Consider the following 2,667-nt stretch of genomic DNA (forward strand, 5'->3'; position numbering starts at 1 on the left):
GTCCAAGGGCGTCTGGAACGCGTGGTCGGTGGTGTTGAGGGACCCGTGGTGATGGGTGGTCGTTGGTGGGCGCGGATACGGAAGTTGTGGTCATCGGGAGGCGGGAACTCGCGGATGGTGTGCTGGAGTTGATCCTGCGGGGCGTGGACGGGGAACTGCCCTTCTGGCGGGCCGGGGCACATATTGAATTGGTGCTCGGCGAGGGCCTTGTCCGGCAGTACTCGTTGTGCGGAGACTCGGCCGATTCGACGACGTGGCGGATCGGCGTCCTCAAGGAGGGGCCTGGGTCGACGTTCGTCCACGAGCGTGTGCGAGTGGGGGACCACCTGGTCGCGCGGGGGCCGCGCAATCATTTCGCGTTTAAGGAGGCGCCGCGCTATCTGTTCCTCGCAGGGGGCATCGGTATCACGCCGATCCTGCCGATGGTGGCCGAGGCGGAGGCGGCGGGCGCCGAATGGCGGCTTCTCTACGGTGGACGGCGACGGTCGGCCATGGCGTTCCTGGACGAGTTGGCCGCGTATGGTGAACGGGTCGAGATACGTCCTCAAGACGAGTTCGGCCTGCTCGATCTCGACAGTGCGCTGAGTGAAGCGACACCGGATACGCTCGTTTACTGTTGTGGGCCAGAGCCGATGCTCGTGGCGGTCGAGGAGCGGTGTGCGGCCCTTGCAGATGGTTCATTGCGGACTGAACGGTTCACTCCGAAGCCCGTCGTGGGAGCGGACGAGGCGTTCGAGGTGGACCTTTCGGTGAGTGGCCTTACTCTGCGGATCGAGCCGGGCTGCTCTATTTTGGAGACCGTCGAGAAAGCGGGCGTCAACGTTCTCTCGTCCTGCCGCGAAGGAACGTGCGGGACCTGTGAGACGCCTGTCCTCGAAGGGGAGCCTGACCACCGGGACTCGGTGCTGACCGAGGCGGAGCGCGCGGACGGCGGCTTCATGATGATTTGTGTGTCGCGTGCCCGCGGCCTTCGCCTTGTCCTGGAGCTTTAGTCGGCGGGGCGCGCAGCATGTGCGGTGCGAGGCAGCAGCGTCACTGTGGCGTTCGCCGTCCACACTGCTATGGCCTCCGGTGCGTCGGTGCGTCGGTGCGTCGGTGTGTCGATTCGGCGGCCGACTGTCCGAGCTCACGGGCGGGGTCGAGTGTCCGACGTCGGCTGTCTCGCGACGCGGGACGGTGCTGGGCGTGCTGCCATCCAGGTCGACCGGGCCCTACATCCAGCAGTTCGCCGGCGGCGCGCGGGATCGACTCCGGTGTGGCGTCCTGCTACCGCCGCCGTAGACGCCGCACCTCAATGGTCCTAGGGGGCGGGGTGCAGGGTGCGGCGGAGGGCGGCCAGCCGGTCGGTGTTCATGCGCTTCGAGACGGCCGCGTCCGCGATCATGCTGGAGCCGTGGAACGTGCCCGGGTAGTGGTGCACCTCGGCCGGGACGCCCGCCTGGATGAGCCGCTGCGCGTAGGTCAGGCCCTCGTCGCGGAGCGGGTCGAACTCGCAGGTCGTGACGTAGGCGGGCGGGAGTCCGGAGAGGTCCCCGGCGCGGGCGGGCGCCGCGTACGGGGAGACGCCGGCGGTGCCGCGGACGCCCTCACCGAGGTAGTAGTCCCAGCTCAGTTCGGCATTGGGCCGGTTCCAGATCGGCGTGTCGTGGTAGGCGCGCATGGACGGGGTGTCGAGCCGGTCGTCCAGTTCCGGGATGCCGAGGAGCTGGAAGCACAGGGAGGGGCCGCCCCGGTCTCGGGCGAGCAGCGCGACCCCCGCGGACAGCCCGCCGCCCGCGCTCTCGCCGCCCACGGCCAGCCGTGCCGGATCGATTCCGAGGTCGGCGGCGTTCGCGGCCGTCCAGGTCAGCGCGGCATAGCAGTCCTCCAGGCCGGCAGGGAAGGGATGCTCGGGGGCGAGCCGGTACTCGACGGAGACGACCACCGCGCCGACCTCCGCGGCGATGGCGGTCGCGTCCTCCACGTACAGGTCGACACTGCCGAGGACGAACCCGCCGCCGTGGATGTAGACGAGGCCCGGCAGATCGCCTTCCCGGCCGGCCGGCGCGAAGATCCGGACCGGGACGCCCGGCGCGTCCTGAGGCCCCGGCACGATGACGTCTCGGGACTCCACCGGAACCGGCGCCTTGTACTTCGGCATGTCCGCGAACATCGCCGACTCGCTCCGGCGGGTCTGCTCGATGTCGGTGATCGTGAGGCGCGGGATCATGGCGACCCAGGGGGCGAGTTCCGGATCGTAGGCGTACGACACCTCGGTGCTCCTCTCAACGGCGGGCGTCACCAGTGTCGGCCGTGCCGCGCTCCGTGCCCAGCCGACATCCGCCGGGGAAACCGGCGGGAAATCCGCCGATCGTCGGTTGGCGTACCCTTCCCGCATGAAGGGCCTGCTCCTGCGGCTGTCGGCGCTGGACGCCGACGCGGAGAACGCCGTGCGGGTGATCGGCTTCTTCGACGGGCTGATCGCCGCCAGGGTGACCTTGCGCACCCTCGTCCAGGAGACCGCGAGGCTCGCCGAGTGCCCGGCCGGTCTCGTCGACCCGGCGGCCGGCGTCTCCTTCCGCGCGGTTCCCGTCGCCTCGTCGCAGGAGGCACCCGTACGCACCGCCTCGCAGAATCCGGTCGGGGACGAGGAAGGCGGCGGGCCGGGCTTCGAGGGTGCGGCAAGGG

At 69.9% G+C, this 2,667-nt stretch carries 2 protein-coding genes and 1 pseudogene; 2 read left to right on the forward strand and 1 reads right to left on the reverse strand.

The genetic code is table 11. From position 1 onward, the window contains the following. Positions 1–65: 65 nt before the first annotated feature. Positions 66–992: a PDR/VanB family oxidoreductase gene (locus tag E1293_RS46160; protein ID WP_243717559.1), complete on the forward strand. Its 927-nt coding sequence runs from the start codon at positions 66–68 to the stop codon at positions 990–992. A 308-nt stretch (positions 993–1,300) separates the two neighbouring features. Here E1293_RS46160 and E1293_RS46165 read toward each other — a convergent pair whose 3' ends face one another. Further along, positions 1,301–2,251, reverse strand: a complete 951-nt coding sequence (locus tag E1293_RS46165) for an alpha/beta hydrolase (protein ID WP_132206373.1) — start codon at positions 2,249–2,251, stop codon at positions 1,301–1,303. Between the two features lie 124 nt (positions 2,252–2,375). Between E1293_RS46165 and E1293_RS49085 the strand changes: the two are divergent. After that, positions 2,376–2,667, forward strand: a pseudogene (locus tag E1293_RS49085) (hypothetical protein); the annotation flags it as partial.

The organism is Actinomadura darangshiensis, from assembly GCF_004349235.1.
In the GTDB taxonomy this organism is placed as follows: domain Bacteria; phylum Actinomycetota; class Actinomycetes; order Streptosporangiales; family Streptosporangiaceae; genus Spirillospora; species Spirillospora darangshiensis.